The following is a 15,208-nucleotide window of genomic DNA, read 5'->3' on the forward strand; positions in this document are numbered from 1 at the left end:
GGTCCGATGTCCTTCGACAACGCACTCGGCGCGATCACCGAGGACAACGACGAGGCCCGCTGGGCGTTCGGCACCGGTTTCCACGACCCGCTCGCGGGGATCGACGCGTCCGTCCCCGAGGGCGTCGACCGCGACGCCCTCGCCGCGTACTGCCTGATGCTCGGCGACGACGCGCTGATCGCCTCGCACCGGCTCCAGGAGTGGTGCACGCGCGCGCCCGAGCTGGAGGAGGAGGTCGCGCTCGCCAACATCGCGCTCGACCTGCTCGGGCAGGCGCGGCTGCTGCTCTCCCGCGCCGCCGCGGCCGCCGGATCGGGCGACGAGGACGAACTCGCCTACTTCCGGGACGCGCCGGGATTCCGCAACGTGCGGTTCGTGGAGGCCCCGAACGGGGACTTCGCGCACTGCACCGTACGGTCGCTGCTGTTCTCGACGTGGCGGCTCGCGCTGCTGGACCGCCTCACCGGCTCCCGCGACCCCGTCCTCGCGGCGATCGCGGCGAAGGGCGTCAAGGAGGTCGCCTACCACCGCGACCACGCCGCGCTGTGGACGATCCGCCTCGGCGACGGCACCGAGTACTCCCACGGGCGGGCGCAGGAGGCGCTGGACGCCCTGTGGCCGCGGGCGGGCGAGCTGTTCGCGACCCACGGGGCCGAGCGGGCGATGGCGGCGGCGGGGGTCGGCGTGGACCCGTCCGACGTGCGGGAGGAGTTCGACGGCGTGCTCGCGCAGGTGCTGGCGGAGGCGACGCTGACCCTCCCCGAACCGGGCCCGCCCGCCCTCGCCGGACGGGACGGCTCCCACACCGCCGCCCTGGACGACCTCCTCGGCGACCTCCAGGGCCTCGCCCGCGCACACCCGGGAGCGACCTGGTGAGCACCCTTACGGCCAGAGCGGTGGCGGAGACCGTCACCGACCCCGAGCTGCCCATGCTGACGCTCGCCGAGCTGGGCGTCCTGCGGGACGTGCGGGAGGAGGCCGGGCACGTGGAGGTCCTCATCACCCCCACCTACACCGGCTGCCCCGCGCTGGACGCGATGCGCGACGACCTGCGGGCGCGGCTGGCCGAGGCGGGGCACCGCGACGTGCGGGTGCGGACCGTCCTCGACCCGCCGTGGACGACCGACTGGATCAGCGCCTCCGGGCGCGCCAAGCTCGCCGAGGCCGGGATCTCACCGCCGGGCTCCGCGCCGCGCAGGGCGTCCGGCCCGATCCCGCTGTCCCTCGGCCCGACCCGGCGTGTCCCCTGCCCCCGCTGCGGCTCCGCCGACACCGCGCAGGTGTCGCGGTTCGGCTCGACCGCCTGCAAGTCCCTGCACCGCTGCGCCGCGTGCGGGGAGCCGTTCGAGCACGTCAAGGAGATCTGAGTGACCGTCCTGGACACCGCGGGGGCCGCGCGGCGGCGCGGCGGCTTCCACCCGCTGCGCGTCGCGGACGTCGAGCGGCTCTGCGACGACGCGGTCGCGGTCGCCTTCGAGGTCCCGGACGAGCTGGCCGAGGAGTACGCGTTCACGCCCGGCCAGTTCCTCACGCTGCGGCGCCTCGTCCAGGGGCGGGAGGAGCGGCGGTCCTACTCGATCTGCGCCCCGGCGGGCGCGCCGCCGCGCATCGGCGTGCGGGAGATCCCCGACGGGCTGTTCTCCTCCTGGCTGGTCCACGAGGTGCGGGCGGGCGACGAGATCGAGGTGCTGGCGCCGGCCGGGACGTTCACGCTCGACGCCCCGGGCGTTCGCGGCGCGCACCACGTGCTGGTCGCGGCCGGGTCGGGGATCACGCCGGTGCTGTCGATCGCCGCGTCCGTGCTGGAGGACCCGTCCGCCCGCGTCACCGTCCTGTACGGCAACCGGCGCAGCGGGACGGTCATGTTCGCCGACGAGCTGGCCGACCTGAAGGACGCCCACCCCGACCGGTTCGAGCTGGTGCACGTGCTGTCGCAGGAGCCGCGCGAGGCGGAGCTGTTCAGCGGGCGGCTGGACGCGGCGCGGCTGCGCGAGCTGCTGCCGCGGCTCGTGCCCGTCCACGACGTCGGGCACTGGTGGCTGTGCGGCCCGTTCGCGATGGTCGCCGGGGCGCGGGAGCTGCTCGGCGAGTTCGGCGTGCCGCGCGAGCGCGTCCACCAGGAGCTGTTCCACGTGGACGACGACGGGCCGCCGCCCGCGCCGGTCCGGGAGCGCGGCGCGCCGTCCGGGCCGTCGAGCGAGGTGACGGTCGTCCTGGACGGCCGCTCGACCACCATGACCCAGCCGAGGGACGCGACCGTGCTGGACGCGGCCCAGCGCGTCCGGCCCGACCTGCCGTTCGCGTGCAAGGGCGGCGTCTGCGGGACGTGCCGGGCCCGGGTCGTCGAGGGCGAGGTCCGGATGCGCCGCAACTTCGCGCTCGATCCCGCCGAGATCGCCGCCGGATACGTCCTGACGTGCCAGTCCGTCCCGACCACCGAGCGGCTCACGATCGACTACGACGGCTGATACAGGTGACAAACAGCCCTGAACGGGCACAAGGGCCCCTACCTACACCTCGGAGGAGGCGGGACCCGTGACCATCACAGGGATCATCACCGCGATCGTCATCGGGGCGATCATCGGTGCGCTCGGCCGGCTGCTGCTGCCGGGCAGGCAGCCCATCGGCGTGCTGCTCACCGTCGCCATCGGCATCATCGCCGCGCTGATCGGCACCGCGATCGCGCAGAAGGTCGGGGTGAAGACCACCGACGGCATCGACTGGATCGAACTGGTCCTCCAGGTCGGCCTCGCCGTCGTCGGCGTGGCCCTCGTGGCGGGCTGGAAGCAGCGGGGGCGAGGACGCGGCGCCGGCACCCACTGAGGCCGCCGTCAGCGCGCCGGCGGCTCCAGGACGAGCGCCCCGAGCGTCTCGGGCTCGGCGAGCAGGTCGATCGCCGTGATCCGGCCCCCGATGATCGTGAGGTCGAACACGACGCGCGGCCTGCCGTCGACCGTCCAGACGGCTCCGGCGGCGCCGTCCACGAGTGCCGGGCGCGCCCCGTGGGCGCCGCCGGAGAACGTCTCGGCCACACCGGCGGCGCCCCGGACCAGGTCCGCGGCGCCCAACGCGACGCCGGCGCGGTCGGCCCGCATGAGCACGTCCGGGTCGAGCAGGGACAGCAGCGCCTCGAAGTCGCCGGCCCGCGAGGCCGCCAGGAACGCCTCGACGACCTCGCCGTGCCGGTCGAGGCCGGTGCCCGCCGCGTCCGGTGCCGCCCGGACGCGGCCCCGGGCCCGGCTCGCGAGCTTGCGCGCCGCCGCCGGGGTCCGCTCGACGATCGGCGCGATCTGGTCGAACGGCATCGCGAACATGTCGTGCAGGACGAACGCGAGCCGCTCGGCGGGCGTGAGGGTGTCCAGGACCACGAGCAGCGCCCGCCCGACCGAGTCGACGAGCTGCGCCTCGTCCTCCGGCGTCGTCCCGCCCGCGGTCGAGCGCGCCCGCTCGCCGAGCGGGTCCTCGCGGCGGGACGCGCGGGACCGCAGCATGTTCAGCGACACCCGCCCGACCACCGTGGTCAGCCAGCCGCCGAGGTTCTCGATCCCCTCGGCGCCGGCCCCGGCGAGCCGCAGCCAGGTCTCCTGGACGGCGTCCTCGGCCTCGGCGGCCGAGCCCAGCACGCGCTGGGCCACCGCCCGCAGGCGCGGCCGGTGCTCCTCGAACGCCGAGGCCAGGGATCGCTCGTCCATCGGTCACATTCTCGACCCGGAGGGTGCCGTCCCCGTGACCGGCCCCCGGCCGGGCCCGCCAACCGTTCGACACAGGGAGCGACAATGAGCCAGGGCATCCAGACGATCATCTTCCCCGTCACCGACATCGCGCGCGCCACGCCCATCTTCACCGCGCTGCTGGGCGCGGAGCCCGTCTACGAGGAGTCCTTCTACGTCGGCTACCGGGTCGCCGGGCAGGACATCGGCCTCGACCCGAACGGCCACCGCAAGGGCATGACGGGCCCGGTGCCCTACGTCGAGGTCGAGGACATCGAGGCGACCGTGGCGGCGCTGCTCGCGGCGGGCGCGCGGGCGCAGGACGAGGTCAAGGACGTCGGCGGCGGCAAGCTGATCGCCACCGTCCGCGACGCCGACGGCAACGTGATCGGCCTGGCCCAGACCCCCTGACCCGCAGGTGTGTCCGGGCGACCGGTACGCGCCCCGGGTGGCCGAGAGCGGGGAGCGCCCCGTCCCGGTTCCACCGCGACGTGCTGCGGGCGATCGAGGATTCGGTGGCGGGCAAGGATTGATCTGCTTCTCCCCAAGTGGCACGCCGCCCCTCCCGGCCCTTGATCTCATGGGGGACCGCAACGGCCACACAGGGTCATGATCGGGTCAGGGGGGACCGTATGGTCTGGGGGGCGCGACCGGCGCGGCGGGGGCCCGAACGGGAGGGCGGCGCCGGTCCCGGGCACTACGCGCACGACGCGCGGTTCGTGCTGCTCAGGAGGAGGTACGCGCGGCTGGCGGCGGGCGTCGCGCTCGGGTTCCTCGGGTGGTACTTCGGCTACGTCGCGCTCTCGGGGTTCGCGCGGGGGCTCATGGCGCGGAAGGTGGCCGGGAACGTCAACGTCGCGCTGCTGCTCGGGCTCCTCCAGTTCGTCTCGACGTTCGCGCTGGCCGGGCTCTACGTCGGCTACGCGCGGCGGCGCCTCGACCCGCTGGCGGCGCGGCTGCGGGCCGACGCCGCCGCGGCGGCCGCCGAGCAGGCCCGGGAACCGCGGTGACCGACGGGCGGACGCTCACGTTCGGGCTGTTCCTCGGCTTCGTCGTCGTCACGCTCGCGATCACCGTCTGGGCGCGGGCCACGACGAAGGGCGCCGACGACTTCTACGCGGGCGGGCGGATGTTCTCCGGGGCGCGCAACGGCGTCGCGCTGGCCGGGGACTACATGTCGGCCGCGTCGTTCCTCGGCATCGCGGGGATCATCGCGCTGTCGGGCTACGACGGGTTCCTGTACTCGGTCGGGTTCCTGGTCGCGTGGGTGCTCACGCTGCTGCTCGTCGAGCCGATCCGCAACGCGGGCCGGTTCACGATGGGCGACGTCCTCGCGCGACGCGCGCCCGACCGGGCGCCGGTGCGGACGGCGGCGGCCGTCTCCACCGTGACCGTGTCGGTGTTCTACCTGCTCGCGCAGATGGTCGGGGCGGGCGCGCTCGTGTCGCTGCTGCTCGGCATCCGGGCGGGGCACCGGTTCCTCGGCATGTCCGCGGCCGCCGCCCGCACCACCACGATCGTCGCGGTGGGCGTACTGATGATCTGCTACGTGATGTTCGGCGGGATGAAGGCCACGACCTGGGTGCAGATCATCAAGACCGTGCTGCTGACGGCGGGCGCGGCGGCGCTGACCGGGCTGGTCCTCGGCCGGTTCGGCTTCGACGTCAGCGCGATGCTCGGCTCGGCGGCGGACGCCAGCGGCAGCGGCGCCGGGTTCCTCCAGCCGGGGCAGCGGTACGGGCGCGACGTCCCCGGCGACACCTACCGGACCGTCGTCGGCAAGCTCGACTTCGTCAGCCTCGCGCTGGCCCTCGTCCTCGGCACCGCCGGGCTCCCGCACATCGTCACCCGGTTCTTCGCCGTGCCGGACGCGCGCGCCGCGCGGACGTCGGTGTCGTGGGCGATCGGGCTCGTCGGCGTCTTCTACCTGATGACGCTCGCGCTCGGGTTCGGCGCGGCGGCGCTGGTCGGGCGGCACGCGATCCTCGCGCAGGACCCGTCGGGCAACACCGCCGCGCCGCAGCTCGCGCGGGCGCTCGGCGAGCACGCCGCCGGACGGGTCGGCGGCGACGTCCTGCTCGCCTTCATCGGCGCGGTGGCGTTCGCGACGATCCTCGCCGTCGTGTCGGGCCTCGTGCTGGCGTCCGCGACCTCGCTCGCGCACGACTACTTCGGCCAGGTGCTGATGCTCGGCCGCCCGCGCGAGTCGCAGGAGGTCGCGGTGGCGCGGTTCGCCGCGTTCCTCGTCGGGTCGCTGGCGATCGTCCTCGCCGTCGTCGCGCGGAACCTGAACGTGGCGTTCCTGGTCGCGCTGGCGTTCGCGATGGCGGCGGCGGCGAACCTCCCGGCGATCGTGCTGTCGCTGTTCTGGCGCCGGTTCACCCCGGGCGGCGCCGTCGCGGGCATCTACGGCGGGCTGGTCGCCTCGCTGGTGCTCGTCGTGCTGTCGCCGGTCGTCTCCGGCAAGGTCGACCCCGTGACGGGCGAGAACCTGTCGCTGTTCCCGAAGGGGGTCGACTTCCATCTGTTCCCCTTGGAGAACCCCGGTCTCGTGTCGATTCCCATCGGGTTTCTGTGCGCGGTCGTGGGGACGTTCGTCACACGCGGCAAGGCCGACCCGGCACGCTACGACGACCTCGCCGTCCGCGCTCTGACCGGCGTGGGCTCGCACTGAGCCCGTCCTGCCGGGGAGGACGCCGGCGAGGCGCGGGTGGACGGTGATAAGGATGTTGACGGGGAGTAAGGTGCGCGCTGGCCCGGACCGTCCCCGAATGCGACGAGTGCCCGGGGCCCAGCGGATTCGCGTGGCAGAATGATGCCTCGCGGCCCGCGGGCGTACCACGGCCGACTGCCGGGGAGGAGGTGCGCGGAGTGTCCCATGCCGGTCGACGCCGTGTCCGGCGTGCTCGTCCGGTACCACGGGTGTGGATCGCTCCGTCGCTCGGCGCGCGGACGACCGCCGCCCTCACCGCGCTGACCCTCGCCGCCGCCGTCGCGGTACCGGCGGCGCTCACCACCGGGGAACGCGACCGGTCCGTGCACGGCGCGGCGTCCGGCGTCCGCCACGCGGCCAGGGCCGACCAGATCCGCGCCCGCGAATGGCACCTCGGCGTCCTGCGCGCCGCGCGGGCCTGGAGGTGGACGCGCGGCTCCGGCGTCACCGTCGCCGTCCTGGACACCGGGGTCGACCGCCGCCACCCCGACCTCACCGGGCGCGTCCTGGACGGCCCCGACCTCACCGGCGGCGCGCGCAAGCCCGGCGGCAGCTACTGGGGCGTGCACGGGACGTCGATGGCCAGCATCATCGCCGGCCACGGCCACGGGGCCGGGCAGTCGGAGGGCGTGCTCGGCGTCGCCCCGCAGAGCCGCGTCCTGTCGGTGCGCGTCACCCTGGAGAACGACGACCCGCTGCGCCGCGGCGGGCAGACCGTCGGCGACCCCAACGCGATCGCGCAGGGCATCCGGTACGCCGTCGACCACGGCGCCGACATCATCAATATGTCGCTCGGCGGCGGCCACCTGAACTACAACGGCACGCCGTCGCAGGAGGCGGCGATCGAGTACGCGCTCGGCAAGGGCGTGGTGCTGATCGCCTCGGCCGGGAACGACGGCTCCGGGGCCAACAGCAAGAACTTCCCCGCCGCCTACCCGGGCGTGATCGCGGTCGGCGCGCTCGACCGGAGGCTGCGCCTGTGGAAGGACAGCAACCGCCGCTCGCACGCGTCGGTCTGCGCGCCCGGCGTCGACATCGTCAGCGCCGACTCCAGCAGCGGCTACGTCGTCGGGACGGGCACCAGCGCGTCCTCGGCGATGGTCGCGGGCGTCGCCGCGCTGGTGCGCGCCCGCTACCCTAGGCTCACCCCCGACCAGGTGCGGCAGGCGCTCGTGCAGGGCTCCCCGCCGCGCCGCGGCCACCCGACCGGCTCGACGACGTGCGCCGGGACCGTCGACGCCGTCCGGGCGCTGCTCGCCGCGTCCCGGCTCAACCGGGGCGTCCGGAACCCGGCCGCGTCGGCGAAGCCGTCCGCTCCGGCGGCGGGGCCGTCCGCCGCGTCCGAGGACGACGGCACCGACCTGCTGATTCCCGGGGCGCTCGGTGGGGGCGGGCTGCTGCTCGCGCTCGCGCTGCTGATCGCGTGGCGGCTGCGGCGCCGCCGCCGCGGTCCGGACGCCGGCGACCACGCCGACGTCGTCCCCGACTACGGGCTGCCGTCGCCCTCCCCGTACGCCCCGCCCGCGCCGATCGGCGTCGAGTGGGCCCCCGCTCCCGCCGACATGGGCGAGCCGGTCGGGCAGCCGCTGAGCGCGCCGGTGGACGTGCAGCCCTGGGGCCTCGACGAGTCCTACACCACCCCGGACTACCCGCCGATGCCCCCCATGCCGGACGAGGCGGACCACATGCCCCCCGAGCCTCCCGCGCCGCCGTCGGAGCTGCACCCGTTCGTCCCGGAGGAGTACCCGGGGAGCGGACGCGCCGGACGCCGCGGGCTCAACGGCGCCAACGGCCACAACGGGCACGGGCTGAACGGGCACGGCTTGAACGGGCACGGCTTGAACGGGCACGGCCTGAACGGGAGCGGCCTGAACGGGAGCGGCGTGGCGCCGAACGGCAAGCATCACGGCCCGCCGCCGGACGCGCGGGACCTCAACGACACCGACCCGCTGGACGACGACGACTGGGAGCGGTTCCGGCGCAGCGCCCTCGGCGATCCCGGACGTCCGGACGCGGGCGGCGCCACGCCCATGGTCCCGCCCGTCGCGCCCCCGGCGGCGCCTCCCGCGCAGCCCCCGGCGGCTCCGCCGGAACCGGCGGAACCCCCGCTCGACCCCCACGACCCGCTGGACCCGCGCAACCCGCTCGATCCCCGCGACCTGCTCGAACCCCGCGATCTCGGCGAGTTCGGCGGCCCGCGCGATCTCGGCCCGCGTGATCCGCGCGACACGTGGGGTCCGCAGGACCCGCGCGAGCCCCGGGAGTCGCGGGGGCCGCGCGACTCCTCCCCGCCGACCGCGCCCCCGGCCGACGACGAGGACTACCGTCCGCCCTGGTGGTGACCCCGGCGCACCGGCCCCGCGTCCCGCTACTCCGGCGGGCGTAGCGCGGGAGTCTCCGGCTGGACGATGACGTCCCCCTGACCTGTCGCCGAGCATCGACTCATCCGCACACAGGAAGGGTCGAGGAACCATGATGACGACACTGGCGGCACAGGTCGCGGCGAGCCCGCCGGCATGGCACGACGGCGGCGACCCGCCCGCGTTCTGGCCGATCTTCCCCATCACGTTCGGGCTGCTGTGGCTGGCGGTGCTGGGCACGGCGTTCTACCTGATCCGCCGCCGGATCGCGGCGGGCGGCGGGCGGCCGGGGCCGGGCGGATGGCGCGGCTTCGGTCCACCGGCCGCGGCGCACGAGGCGGACCCGATGCGCAAGGCCCAGTCGATCCTCGCCGAGCGTTTCGCACGCGGGGAGATCGACGAGGACGAGTACCTGATGCGCATGTCCGCGCTGCGCAACGGCGGCTGAGGGCGGGGCCAGGGCCGTGCGGGGCACGACGGCGCGGCTACTCGGCGCCGGCCTCCTCGAAGATCTGGTCGATGCCGTCCGGGTACATCGGTGCCCGGGCGGCGGCCGCGTCGGCGAACCGGGTGAGCAGCCGCGCGAACTCGGAGCGCTCGCCCTCCGACCAGCCGGCCATCAGCTCGTCGAGGTAGGCGCGGCGGAACCGCTCGGAGACCTGCTTGACGCGCCGTCCGGCCGGGGTCAGGCCGAGGTTGGCGCGGCGCGCGTCCACGGGCGAGGGGCGCCGCGACACCAGGCCCGCGTCGATCGCGTGGCCCACCAGGCGGCTCGCGGTCGACGGGTCGACCTCCAGCCGTTCGGCGACCGCGCCGACGGTCACCTCGCACGCGCAGTCCGCCTCGTCCGGCGCGGGCCCCTTCCGCTCCTCGCCCGCCTCGGCGGTCAGCGCGGCGATGGCGTTGACGACCATCAGGTTGGAGATCTGGAGCGGGCGCCCGCCGGGCCCGCCGGACGTCTGGGCGCGGATGCGCTTCATGAGGTCGGGCTTGGCCCAGACGCGGCGGAGGTGGAACAGCGCCACCCCGATCTCGGCGAGGACGGGGTCGGCCTCGGGCGGGGGGTGCCCGGCGGGCCGCTCGGCGGGTCGCTCGGTGGACCGTTCGGTGGACCGCTCGGTGGCGGAGGTCTCCGTCGCCATGCCAGGTCTCCCGTTCCATGCCGGTGATCGCCGATCTCCCACCCTAACGCATGTAGTGTGCATGCTTTCTTTACGCCGACCTTATGCGGGACCCCGGCGGCTGCTGTGACGAGCGTTCGCGATGGGACACGAGCGCGTGAAAGAGCCCCAGGTGAAGGGGGATGTGATGCACTGAACGGGGCTCCCGTTCTTCCGCGCGAACCGCCGGAACTTGTCGGCGCGGACGGCTAGCATGGCACCCTGCCGAACCCGGACGTCCCGGGATCAGTAACCACAGAGGGGACCTCATGCACGCGGCGGATGCCCCCGGCGACGGCCCCCAACAGGACGGAAGCATGGACGATGGCGCAGCCCTGCAACCCGTGAACGACAGTCTGGAAGACGACGGCCCGGAAGGCGACGGCCTGGAGGCCGACGCCGCCTTCCCGGCCGGCCTCCTCTCCGAGCGCGACCGCCAGATCCTCGCCTTCGAGCGGCAGTGGTGGAAGTACGCCGGAGCCAAGGAGCAGGCCATCCGCGAGCTGTTCGACATGTCGGCGACGCGGTACTACCAGCTCCTGAACATCCTGATCGACCGGCCCGAGGCGCTGGAGTGCGACCCGATGCTCGTCAAGCGCCTGCGCCGGATGCGGACGCAGCGGCAGCGGCGGCGCGCCGCGAGCCGACTCGGCATCCGGCCCTGACATGACCAACACTGGTCGGTGTGAACTCTCCCCAGTCTGTGACGGCCGCCGGAACGGGCGGCCTCGACGCGATCCGTGACCATCCCGCCCGGGCCGTGCTCGGATTCGACTTCGACGGCACGCTGGCGCCGATCGTCGCCGATCCGGCCACGGCCCGCGCGCATCCCGGCGCCGCTCCGGCGCTGGCCCGCCTCGCCCCGCTGGTCGGCGGGCTCGCGATCGTCACCGGACGTCCCGCCGCGATCGCGGTGGAGTACGGCGGCTTCGCGGGCATCGACGGCCTGGTCGTGCTCGGCCAGTACGGGCGCGAGCGCTGGGAGTCGGGCACGCTGACCGTGCCCGACCCGCCGCCCGGAATGGCCGAGGCGCGGGCGAAGCTGCCCGGCGTGCTGAGCGCGGCGGGCGCCCCGCCGGAGGTCGGCGTCGAGGACAAGGGCCAGGCGATCGCCGTGCACACGCGGCGGTGCGCCGAGCCGGAGGTCGCGCTCGAACGGCTGCGCGGCCTGCTCGCCGCGCTCGCCGAGCGGACCGGCCTCGTCGTCGAGCCCGGACGCTACGTCCTGGAACTGCGCCCGCCCGGCACGGACAAGGGCATCGCGTTCCGGTCGTTCGTGGACGAGCGCGGCGCGGACCCGTCCGGCGTGCTGTTCGCGGGCGATGACCTCGGCGACCTCGCCGGGTTCGCCGCCGTCGACGCGCTGCGCGAGGAGGGCGTGCCGGGGGTGAAGGTGTGCAGCGGCTCCGCCGAGGTCACCGCGCTCGCCGAGCGCGCCGACCTCGTCGTGGACGGCCCGTCCGGCGTCGTGGAGCTCCTCGGCTCACTGCCGTAGCGGGGGAGTCGCGCGGCCGACCGGCCGCCACCCCGCGCCGATCCCGCCACGAGAGAAGGAACCGCCGCGGCCGTCCAGGACGGCCACGGCGGTTCGTGGTTGCTCCGGCTCGCCCGGGCGGTGCTCACTCGGCCGCGGGGTCGTCGGCGAGGATCCCGTAGAGGCGGCGGCGGGCGTCGTTGACGACGTCCAGCGCGCGCTCCTTCTGGGCCTCGCTGCCGACGGACATGACCTGCTGCAGGGCGCCGAGGAGCTGGCCGATGGCCTCGCGCCCGCGCATGACGTTCTCGCCCGCGGCCTCGGTGACCTCGTCCCAGGGGGCGACGGTCTGCGCCGACGCCTCCTCCCGGCCCGCCTCGGTGAGCGCGAACAGCCGCTTGCCGCCCTGCTCCTCGCTGCTGACGAGCCCCTCGTCCTCCAGCATCTGGAGGGTGGGGTAGACCGAGCCGGGGCTCGGACGCCAGACCCCGCCGGTGCGGTTGTCCAGCTCCTGGATCATCTCGTAGCCGTGCATCGCCCGCTCGGCGAGCAGGGCGAGCAGCGCCGCCCTGACGTTGCCGCGCCGGGTGCGGCGGCCGCGGCCGCCGCGTCCCCGGTGGCCGGGCCCCGGGCCGAAGCCGCCCCAGCCGCCGAACGGATCGCCGCGGCGCGCGCGCTCCTCGGGGCCCCGGTGGCCGCCGCGCCTTCTCATGTCGGGCTCTCGCATCGCGTGCTCCTTCGTGTCGGTATCGGTTGCGATGGCTTAACGATATATCGGGATCGCTCGCGATGCAACAACGAGTATTGACATCCGTCTCCGGGGTGTGGTTTCCGGGCATGCCGAAGGCGCCGCGCGCGGCGCGGATACGCGGTTCGCGGCTGCCGATGCGGGACGTGGGCGACGTCGCTCGCGAGGGGGCGCGGTACGTCCCGGGACGACGTCCGCTACCTCCCCTGGGGGCCCGGGACTACGGGCCGGTGACCTTCAGATGGTCGAGGATGTCCTTGGTGGCGGCCCGCCCGTCGGTCTCCTTGACGCGGATCCACAGGCCGAACTTGCCGGAGGCGTCCTTCAGGCCCACCTCGGTGACCGACGCGGTCCCGGACTTGCAGCCGGTGTAGCGCGTGATCGTCCCGCTGAGGGCCTTGTCGGGCGTGGTGTAGTTCTCCGGCGCCGACTTGGTGCACCTCGGGTGCACGGCGGCGGTGGGCGGGGGGAGCTTCCCGTCCTGGACGTCGGTGGTCATGCCGATGAACACGCCGGGCCCGGCTCCGTCGCCGAGGAAGGCGGCCTTGTTCGGGGTGGCGCGCAGCACCGGCCGCGGCTGCGCGTCGTTCAGCCGGACGGTGGACGGCGACCACGTCGGCTCCTGCTGCTTCGGCCACGCCTTCGGCACCGCGGCCTTGATCTTGCCCGAGGTGTCGGAGACCTCGGCGAAGTCGGCCGGGAGCGCGGACGACTTCTTCCCGCCGCCCTTCTTGCCGCCGTCGTCACCGGAGAACAGCGCGCCGAGGGCCAGCCCGCCGACGACGGCGAGCACCAGCACGACCGCCGTGATGATCAGCGGCGTGGCGAACTTCCTGGGTGCCCCGCCGCCGCCCGAACCGCCGGAACCCGGGCCGCCCGCCTTGCCGCCGCCCGCGCCCTTCAGCTTGCCGAGCAGGCCGCCGCCCTTCGCGCCGGACGGCTGCCGGCCCTGCCCGGGAGGAGGCGGCTGGAAACCGGTCGGGGGCGGGGGATACCCACCGCCGGGACCGGGTCCGGGCCCGCCGGGGCCGCCGGGTCCGGGGCCGTGCATCGGAGGCGGGGGGCCCTGCCCCGGGCCTACTGGCCCGTGCGGGGCGGGCGCGTTCTGGGGCGGGCCGCCCTGCTGCATGGGGAACGCGGCCGTCTTGACGTCGTCGCCGACGCCACCGCCGCCACCGCCGCCGGGAGACGGGGGCGGCTGGTAGGTCACGGTGTGCTCGTCCTCGTCGGGGACGGTCGGCGGCTCGACCCGTCCGCCGAACGGGCCGCCGGCCGGCTGGTCGACGATCGTCGCGGGCTCGCCGCCGGCGGCGGGCTTGGGCGGGACGCGCATCTCGGACGTGTGCACGTCGTCCGGGCTGGACGGCGAGGGCGACGGCGGCGGCTGGTCGAATATCGTCTGCGGCGCCTGACCGGCCGCGGGCGCCGGGGGCCGCTCGGGAGCGGCGCCCTGCTTCTGCGCCCCCTGCGCCTGCCCGCCCCGTGCCTGCCCGCCCTGTGCCTGCCCGCCCTGTGCTTGCCCGCCGTGCTTCTGCGCGACCGTGCCGTCCTGGTAGTAGTCCTGGATGGTCGCGTCCGGCTCGATGACGGGGGCCGCCGCGTACGCGGGCGGGACCGCGGCGCCGGGCAGCACCGTCGGGCGCAGCGTGGACAGCGCCTCGGCGAACGCCTCGGCGGTCGGCCACCGCTTCTCCCGCTCGGTCTCCAGCGCCCGCAGGATGACCTCGTCGGCGGCGGGCGGCAGCCCCTCGCGCATCTCGCTCGGCGGCGTCTTGACCGGCGCCGGGCCGGGGGCGCGTCCGGTGACCATGTGGTAGGTGAGCGCGCCGAGCCCGTACACGTCGGCGCGCACGTCGAGGCCGCCGCCGAACCGCGCCTGCTCGGGCGACATGTAGCCGGGCGTGCCGACCGGCAGCGTGAACGCGCCGGAGGCGTGCGCGAGCGCCTTGGCCAGCCCGAGGTCGGCGATGAGCAGCTTCTCGCCGCCGCTGTTGGTCGACTGGAACAGCACGTTGGACGGCTTGAGGTCGCGGTGGATCACGCCGAGCGTGTTGATCACCTCGACGCCGTAGGCGATCTCCTCGGCGAGCGCCAGGGCCTCGTTGACCGGAAGTGGCCGCTCTCGCATCCGGTCGCCGAGCGTCCCCCGGTCGGCGTAGGACATCACGAAATAGGGGCGCCCGTCGGGGAGCTCACCGATGTCGTGCACCCGCACCAGCCGCTCGGAGTCGGCCCGGCGCAGGATCCTGGCCTCCTCAAGGAACCGGTTGCGCACGTCGAGGTCGTCGATCAGGCTTCCGGACAGGACTTTTATCGCGACCTGCGAGTCGAGCGCGTCGTCGTGCCCGAGCCATACAGAGGCGAACGCCCCCGAACCCAGGACGCGATCGATTCGGTAACGGCCGACTGATGGTGGGAACGACACTCCCGTATCATCCCAACAAACGGGGTGAGTGTGCGAACGAGCATTGAGGCGCCGCATGGCATTCGACGAAAGGACCGAGGAGCTGGCGGTCAAGGCCGCCCAGGGCGACCAGTCCGCGCTGAACGAGCTTCTCCGCAAGATCGAACCGGACGTGCTGCGGCACAGCTCCCGGTTCCTACCCTGCCGGCAGGACGCCGAGGAGGCATGCCAGGACGCGTTGCTGCAGGTCGCGCGGAACATCCATCGCTTTGAGGGGCGGTCGCGCTTCAGCACGTGGCTGCACGTCGTCGTCGCGAACTCCGCGCGCTCGACCTACCGGTCGCTGAAGCGCCGCTCGGTCGAGCAGGCGGGCGAGCTCCCGCAGCAGCGCCCCGACCCGCGCCGCACCAGCGTGATCGCCGGTTCGCGCGTCGACATCCTCGACGCCATGGAGGACCTGGAGGCGCGCAAGCCCGACCTCATCCAGGCGCTCGTCCTGCGGGACGTGTCGCAACTGGAGTACGCGGAGATCGCCGAGCAGCTCAAGCTGCCGCTCGGGACGGTCAAGTCCCGCATCCACGAGGCGCGCAAGCAGGTCCGCCAGACCCTCGGCGAGTCCTACACCTGACCCGCTTCCCC

At 74.6% G+C, this 15,208-nt stretch carries 16 protein-coding genes; 12 read left to right on the forward strand and 4 right to left on the reverse strand.

Annotated features, from left to right (window positions below):
• The first annotated feature begins 6 nt into the window (after positions 1 to 6).
• The 4 genes from paaC (at position 7) to KLI87_RS09280 (ending at position 2,823) form a co-directional block, all read left to right on the forward strand.
• Positions 7 to 876, forward strand: a complete 870-nt coding sequence (paaC, locus tag KLI87_RS09265; protein WP_214616537.1) for a 1,2-phenylacetyl-CoA epoxidase subunit PaaC — start codon at positions 7 to 9, stop codon at positions 874 to 876.
• Positions 870 to 1,367, forward strand: a complete 498-nt coding sequence (gene paaD, locus KLI87_RS09270) for a 1,2-phenylacetyl-CoA epoxidase subunit PaaD (RefSeq protein WP_156221619.1) — start codon at positions 870 to 872, stop codon at positions 1,365 to 1,367. The genes paaC and paaD overlap by 7 nt, the downstream gene beginning before the upstream one ends.
• Complete coding sequence (gene paaE, locus KLI87_RS09275) at positions 1,368 to 2,468, forward strand: 1,2-phenylacetyl-CoA epoxidase subunit PaaE (RefSeq protein ID WP_214616538.1); 1,101 nt, start codon at positions 1,368 to 1,370, stop codon at positions 2,466 to 2,468.
• Between the two features lie 67 nt (positions 2,469 to 2,535).
• Positions 2,536 to 2,823, forward strand: a complete 288-nt coding sequence (locus KLI87_RS09280) for a GlsB/YeaQ/YmgE family stress response membrane protein (RefSeq protein WP_214616539.1) — start codon at positions 2,536 to 2,538, stop codon at positions 2,821 to 2,823.
• Positions 2,824 to 2,831: 8 nt separating this feature from the next.
• Here the strand turns inward: KLI87_RS09280 and KLI87_RS09285 are convergent, their stop codons facing one another.
• On the reverse strand, positions 2,832 to 3,692 hold the full coding sequence (locus KLI87_RS09285) for a sigma-70 family RNA polymerase sigma factor (protein WP_214616540.1): 861 nt from the start codon (positions 3,690 to 3,692) through the stop codon (positions 2,832 to 2,834).
• Between the two features lie 84 nt (positions 3,693 to 3,776).
• Here KLI87_RS09285 and KLI87_RS09290 point away from each other — a divergent pair, with 84 nt between their 5' ends.
• From KLI87_RS09290 to KLI87_RS09310, 5 genes are all read left to right on the forward strand, one after another.
• Positions 3,777 to 4,121 (forward strand): VOC family protein, encoded by a 345-nt coding sequence (locus KLI87_RS09290; protein WP_156221540.1) that lies wholly within the window; start codon positions 3,777 to 3,779, stop codon positions 4,119 to 4,121.
• A gap of 221 nt (positions 4,122 to 4,342) precedes the next feature.
• Positions 4,343 to 4,720 carry a DUF485 domain-containing protein gene (locus tag KLI87_RS09295; protein ID WP_156221544.1) on the forward strand — a complete coding sequence of 126 codons (378 nt, stop codon included), beginning with the start codon at positions 4,343 to 4,345 and terminating at the stop codon, positions 4,718 to 4,720.
• Positions 4,717 to 6,384, forward strand: a complete 1,668-nt coding sequence (locus KLI87_RS09300) for a cation acetate symporter (protein WP_214616541.1) — start codon at positions 4,717 to 4,719, stop codon at positions 6,382 to 6,384. Before KLI87_RS09295 ends, KLI87_RS09300 begins: the two co-directional genes overlap by 4 nt.
• A 248-nt stretch (positions 6,385 to 6,632) precedes the next feature.
• Complete coding sequence (locus tag KLI87_RS09305) at positions 6,633 to 8,765, forward strand: S8 family serine peptidase (RefSeq protein WP_214616542.1); 2,133 nt, start codon at positions 6,633 to 6,635, stop codon at positions 8,763 to 8,765.
• 130 nt (positions 8,766 to 8,895) lie between these two features.
• The gene (locus KLI87_RS09310; protein WP_214616543.1) at positions 8,896 to 9,231 is read left to right on the forward strand and encodes an SHOCT domain-containing protein; all 336 of its coding nucleotides are present in this window, start codon (positions 8,896 to 8,898) and stop codon (positions 9,229 to 9,231) included.
• A gap of 37 nt (positions 9,232 to 9,268) precedes the next feature.
• Here KLI87_RS09310 and KLI87_RS09315 read toward each other — a convergent pair whose 3' ends face one another.
• Positions 9,269 to 9,925, reverse strand: coding sequence for a MarR family winged helix-turn-helix transcriptional regulator (locus KLI87_RS09315; protein WP_214616544.1), 657 nt, complete (start codon positions 9,923 to 9,925; stop codon positions 9,269 to 9,271).
• A gap of 335 nt (positions 9,926 to 10,260) precedes the next feature.
• Here KLI87_RS09315 and KLI87_RS09320 point away from each other — a divergent pair, with 335 nt between their 5' ends.
• Positions 10,261 to 10,608 carry a DUF3263 domain-containing protein gene (locus tag KLI87_RS09320; RefSeq protein ID WP_214616545.1) on the forward strand — a complete coding sequence of 116 codons (348 nt, stop codon included), beginning with the start codon at positions 10,261 to 10,263 and terminating at the stop codon, positions 10,606 to 10,608.
• A 20-nt stretch (positions 10,609 to 10,628) separates the two neighbouring features.
• Complete coding sequence (gene otsB, locus KLI87_RS09325; RefSeq protein ID WP_308165914.1) at positions 10,629 to 11,438, forward strand: trehalose-phosphatase; 810 nt, start codon at positions 10,629 to 10,631, stop codon at positions 11,436 to 11,438.
• 124 nt (positions 11,439 to 11,562) lie between these two features.
• Here the strand turns inward: otsB and KLI87_RS09330 are convergent, their stop codons facing one another.
• Together KLI87_RS09330 and KLI87_RS40950 are read right to left on the reverse strand one after the other, a co-directional pair.
• On the reverse strand, positions 11,563 to 12,144 hold the full coding sequence (locus tag KLI87_RS09330) for a PadR family transcriptional regulator (protein ID WP_214616546.1): 582 nt from the start codon (positions 12,142 to 12,144) through the stop codon (positions 11,563 to 11,565).
• 241 nt (positions 12,145 to 12,385) lie between these two features.
• The gene (locus tag KLI87_RS40950; RefSeq protein ID WP_214616547.1) at positions 12,386 to 14,590 is read right to left on the reverse strand and encodes a serine/threonine-protein kinase; all 2,205 of its coding nucleotides are present in this window, start codon (positions 14,588 to 14,590) and stop codon (positions 12,386 to 12,388) included.
• Between the two features lie 55 nt (positions 14,591 to 14,645).
• Between KLI87_RS40950 and KLI87_RS09340 the strand changes: the two genes are divergently transcribed.
• On the forward strand, positions 14,646 to 15,197 hold the full coding sequence (locus KLI87_RS09340; protein ID WP_131761458.1) for an RNA polymerase sigma factor: 552 nt from the start codon (positions 14,646 to 14,648) through the stop codon (positions 15,195 to 15,197).
• Positions 15,198 to 15,208: the final 11 nt, after the last annotated feature.

Source organism: Actinomadura sp. NEAU-AAG7, from assembly GCF_018603865.1.
GTDB lineage: Bacteria > Actinomycetota > Actinomycetes > Streptosporangiales > Streptosporangiaceae > Spirillospora > Spirillospora litoris.